The 5,051-nt window shown below is 37.7% G+C and carries 5 protein-coding genes; 3 read left to right on the top strand and 2 right to left on the bottom strand.

Translation table 11 applies throughout. The features are described 5' to 3' along the window. Positions 1-554: 554 nt before the first annotated feature. Positions 555-1,451, bottom strand: coding sequence for a MobV family relaxase (mobV, locus tag H9653_RS12125; RefSeq protein ID WP_191692555.1), 897 nt, complete (start codon positions 1,449-1,451; stop codon positions 555-557). Positions 1,452-1,909: 458 nt separating this feature from the next. Here mobV and H9653_RS12120 point away from each other — a divergent pair, with 458 nt between their 5' ends. From H9653_RS12120 to H9653_RS12110, 3 genes are all read left to right on the top strand, one after another. Next, on the top strand, positions 1,910-2,185 hold the full coding sequence (locus H9653_RS12120) for a hypothetical protein (RefSeq protein WP_191692554.1): 276 nt from the start codon (positions 1,910-1,912) through the stop codon (positions 2,183-2,185). Between the two features lie 90 nt (positions 2,186-2,275). Further along, the gene (locus H9653_RS12115) at positions 2,276-2,560 is read left to right on the top strand and encodes a type II toxin-antitoxin system RelB/DinJ family antitoxin (RefSeq protein WP_191692553.1); all 285 of its coding nucleotides are present in this window, start codon (positions 2,276-2,278) and stop codon (positions 2,558-2,560) included. Beyond that, positions 2,547-2,813 carry a type II toxin-antitoxin system RelE/ParE family toxin gene (locus H9653_RS12110; RefSeq protein WP_191692552.1) on the top strand — a complete coding sequence of 89 codons (267 nt, stop codon included), beginning with the start codon at positions 2,547-2,549 and terminating at the stop codon, positions 2,811-2,813. Before H9653_RS12115 ends, H9653_RS12110 begins: the two co-directional genes overlap by 14 nt. 1,161 nt (positions 2,814-3,974) lie before the next feature. On the opposite strand, the gene repM is transcribed toward H9653_RS12110, so the two are convergent. After that, on the bottom strand, positions 3,975-4,922 hold the full coding sequence (gene repM / locus H9653_RS12105; protein WP_191692551.1) for a replication initiation protein RepM: 948 nt from the start codon (positions 4,920-4,922) through the stop codon (positions 3,975-3,977). Between the last annotated feature and the right edge of the window lie 129 nt (positions 4,923-5,051).

Here is a 5,051-nt window from a genome sequence, read left to right as displayed (position 1 = left end):
ATATAAGTCCAACAATGGTAACTAAACGTCATTAAAGGGACAAATATATATAAGTCCAACAATGGTAACTAAACGTCATTAAAGGGACAAATATATATAAGTCCAACAATGGTAACTAAACGTCCCTTAATGGGTAACTAAACGTCCCTTAATGGGTAACTAAACGTCCCTTAATGGGTAACTAAACGTCCCTTAATGGAGCTTACAAGCTAATAGTAGTAAGGGTCACAGAGGGTCTAAAAGCATTTAAAAGCATTTAAAAGCATTAAAAGCATTTTTTTGTTTTTTTATTAATTAAAAAGCCAGAAGAGAAAAGCCTTAGTTACCTCAAAATATCAGGGACTTTTTTATGCTTATTTGGATCAGATAATCGATTAATACTTTCAAACTTATCCATCAATTTGTTTTAACTTAATGCAAAACAGCAGGTTTGTTGAACTTTTTAAGTTTTTCAGTATTCTAATGACTGTATTTTTCTTAAACCTTAGTGATCAGATATAAAAACCACTCTATTTGTTCACAGATTTCGATTTAAAGGCTAACTATCTCTATAGTTATACATGTATAGCTATTTTAAATTTTTCACTCTCTACAGCTATTCTACAGCTTTCTATCTGCATTGCCTCATTCAATCTAATGATCTCCTCTCGATTTAACCCTTCAGTCGCCAGTAAGTAAGGCTCAACACGTTTTTTGAGAGAGTTATAGCTCGCTTCCGCAACGCTTTTATCCAATCTAGCTTTCTCATAGTCCATTAGGATGCTGTTTGCCGCTTTTACCGTCGGTTCTATTTGCTCAATAACGGCTGCTGTGACCTTTTCCCCATATCTAGCCTTGCTTTCAAACATTTCAGGCTTAAGTGATACGGTTGTAATACTAAAATCTCTAGCATGGTTGATGTCGTGGTAATATTCCTTGATGCTGGTATGCTTGGCTTTAGAGCCTTCTTTGCCCCTCATTAGCCCTAGATCAGCGACCTTATTAGCAAAATCGGTTTGCATCTTGTTTAATTTAGCCCTACCGCCTAGAAAATTCTTACAGTTGAGCTTCCCCTTTTGGTCAATAGGTACGACATAAGCGACTAGATGCGGTGTGCTTATGTCTCGATGAATACTCATACCTGCAATGTTTTCTTCCCCATGCTGATCAATGAGCCACTGAGCAGACCGCTTAAAAAATTCTACTTCTTGGCTTTTTCCCCAGCCTTCCCATTCGGGACTGGCGGTTATTAAATACTCAATACAGAGCACCGCATCAGAGCGTCTTTTTTCAGGGAGACAATCTTTTATTGCTTGTTTAACCCCTTCAGGGGTAGCAACGCTATGATGATTTTTAGGGGTGAGGTTGGGGTCAGCATTTGGCGTTTCTATCGTTCGATAGCTGTGTGCAAGACTGCCACCAATGTTGCCCATCGTCTTTAATTTTGTCGTCCTCAAAATCGCATAGTTCATTACTACTTTTTCCTGATAATTGGGTGTTATTTTACTAAAGTGTACCTACTACACCATAAATTCACCTGTTAGGAAAGCGAGATTTTTGCTGCAAAAGGCGGTAAAAAGGGGCTGTTTTTCACTGTTTTTCAACTTGGGTGTTTACAGATTGTAAACACCTTTTTCATTTTTAAATCAATAACTTATAATGATTTTGTTTGCACTTTGCAAACACTCAAATTTTAATAAACCTAACAATATCAGCTATTTGGCAGTCCCTTTAGGGTGCGTAAGGTGTAGTCATTAAATTAGGTGGGAAATAACGGATTTTTTATCTGTCGTAAAATCTGCTACAAAAAAGGGCTTATAAGAGCGTTACTTCCAGTCATTCACTGGCATAATCTTAGGCTGGTATCAATAATTTATTCACCTAAAAAAATCATCTGTAGCTACAGATGATTCTAGTAGCGGAGTTATTTATGAGCATGTTCGGTGTATCAGTAGCTAGCAGTAAAAGCCTTCAACTTGAAGCCACTCAAGAAGCCTACAATAGAGCTGTCGTGAAGCTTAATTTACTGTTAATTGACGATAAAACGCACGAAGAAGTGGTCAGAAGCAAGCTGTTTGAAGTCATGGATGAAAGAAATCAGCTTGGCAAATACTCCACTTCTGATCTTTATGTGATGCAAAAAAGCATTGAGAAAACGGTTGACGAGTTTCTTTCTGGATTGAATGAGCAGACTATTACCGCTTAGATTAGCGAGAAGATAGAATGCTAAAGTTATTGAGGTTTAGTCACCTTTCGCTTATATTGGGAGTACATATATAAGCGAAAGGTGACCAATATGACTACAACTAATTATAATATACGGCTTGACCAGGATCTGAAGGACAGGTCTTTTTCTGTTCTTGAAAGCTATGGACTAACGCCTTCACAAGCCATAAGACTGTTCTTGAACCAAGTAGCCGATACCAATGCAGTTCCCTTGTCTTTTGACTATCAACAACCTAAGCTCAACGCGCAAACTATCGCGGCTATTGCTGAGGTTGCGAGCGGTAAAGGCACTAAGTACGATAGCTTTGGTAATTTGATGGATGAGCTAGAAGGCGAGGCTGATGAGATCCATTGAAGTATCAAGTCAGTTTAAGAGAGATGCCAAAAAGAATTATCTAAGCTTGCTCACTCCTGCATGGGGTGAGGTGCTTAATTGTTTGACTAACGATATGCCGCTACCAGCTAAGTACAAAGATCATGCGCTGACCGGCAATCATAAGGGATTTAGAGATTGCCATATCAAACCTGATTTGGTGCTTATCTACCGTATTCAAAGCGATGCGGTAGATTTTGTTAGGCTGGGTAGCCATTCAGAGATATTTGATTAGTCCAAAGCTAACGCCCTTTGGTTGTTGGATTAAGAGATAGCCAAGGCAGGGGAAAATGCCTAATCTCGTAGGTTTTCCAAAGTACTGTAGTTAGCTTGGCAGTTCTAATAAATATTTAGTAAGAACTCTTTAGCGCCATTAATCTCTCTTACCATTGCTGGAGTAAATACTACTTCGAGCACTCCTTTATTATCTAAATATCTCACTTAACTTGGGATCAATTCCTACGGGATTGACCGTATAGGTCAAAGCAGTTTATGTTTATTTTGTTTACTTAAAAAGTACAAAAGAGTTACAATGTAATTAATACTTTATATTATTACCGATACAATTAAAGTCTGTTAAGCCCAGTATTTTCAGGGCTTATATTCGTTATTCTCTGAGTAGAATTCCTATTCAATTATTTTGTAAAAATTATAAAGTACTAAAAGTGTTTTATAGATAACTACCTCTAGGAATTGAGAATAATGATTAAAAAGATCCAATCAGTATTTGCGCGTAAACATAAAAAATCTATTGCTGAGACTCTGAGTAGCCCGATCCTTATCAATGTTAGGATATTAGAAACGTATTCTATCCGGTGCCGCTGTGGTTCATTAGCGGTCCCTACTGAGGAAAGAGGAGTTTCTTATCAATGTATTCGTTGTGGCAAGCAGCCGTCTGAAGGGCCAAAATATAATTTTGGGCAGAGAACTCTCACCAATGAGTTAAATCTAGCGCCTAAAAAAGATAGCGAGATACTTCATATAGACTTCTACGAAGACGCTATATCTATTATGAAACAAAAAAACTATAGGTAGCCCTATATTCAAGCTTAAACGCTAGGGTATAGTTGGAGACTCAACTTTTTGAGATTGGAGAGCGTGCCGTTCACATGCGGATTGAAGCTACAAAGGATACTCCCTCCCGATGACCGCTTTTACCTGTCCAGCAACTCTAGAAAAGCCGTAAACACTAGGTATACAGCTTTCAGTTTATGTTCTATTGTAGGAAACATACTAAAAAAATATAGCAGCAACCATCGTAGACAAAATAAAAATTAGACCACAAACCCCAATTGCTCGCATAAAAAATTTTTTATTGCTCAATGCCAAATTTCCTCGAAATACTCACCTTAAGCCCTCAGTAGGGAATCATATCTAGCGAACGCTCTCATAAGATCTAGTATTCAAGATATTCTCTAATAGGGCGCTTTTTAAACTGCTCAGGGTCTTTTTTAAGGCGGTTAATCATTTCAAACTCCCAAGCATTCGGATCTTGACCTGCTGGACTGGTAGAACTAACCAAATGATTATAATCAGCAATAAAGCTAGGATTACGGGCAATACGCCCTAGCTGCTTATCATTCAATCCGTCAACCGTAAACATATCTGCTGTACTAGCGTCGCGCTCCTTACTAACTACATCAGCCTTAGCTTTTGGCTTTTCATGAACAGTGAAAGTAAAACCTATAATCTTGCGACCTTTTTTAACTTGTTCATAGCTGATTTTAATATCTGATTTTTCGTTGATTTCATCAATAGCTACTAGTAGTACACGCTTTTTAAAATCGTTCATAGCTTTATATTCTTCGATACCAACACCCAATTGATCTCTAAACTTCTCAAGCGCAAACATCGGAGTCTGCTTGGCAGCTTTCCACTGTACTAACAATTCATAAAGCCTAACGGAGTAAATACTATCCATACTGGCGGTTTGCTCAAGCAGGTATGAGGTAAAAAAATCTTCTGCACCATCAATACGGCTAATGCCATTGACCACGGCAAGAGTAAAGACTAATTCGATTGCGCCCTCGTCATCAAGATATCTTACTTGCTGTATCCAACGAGATTTAATAACTTTCCCTTTGTCGTCAATATAGCTGAAACGCCTATTAAATAACGTCTCCTCAGCTTCTTTCATACGCTTATAGCCATTCTGTCGAGTAGTTTCAAACATCTCAGCATAGCGTAAAGCATCAATGCGTAATGGTTTATCAGTGCTTAGCCCTGTATTGGTTTCCCTAGCATCTACTATTGCCAGTTGAACAATACGAATTTCAGGCAAAGATAAATTCTGTAATGCTGAATTAAGCTGATTTGTTTTAACGACTAAATTACCTTTACTCACGAGAAGTCTTCTCTACTATTATTTAGTGACATAATAACACTATGTCCCTTATGGGACAAATATATATAAGTCCAACAATGGTAACTAAACGTCATTAAAGGGACAAATATATATAAGTCCAACAATGGT

This window comes from Psychrobacter communis, from assembly GCF_014836505.1.
Classification (GTDB): Bacteria; Pseudomonadota; Gammaproteobacteria; order Pseudomonadales; family Moraxellaceae; genus Psychrobacter; species Psychrobacter faecalis.
The sequence above is the reverse complement of the archived record's forward strand: the minus strand, read 5'-3'. Positions and strand labels throughout refer to the sequence as shown.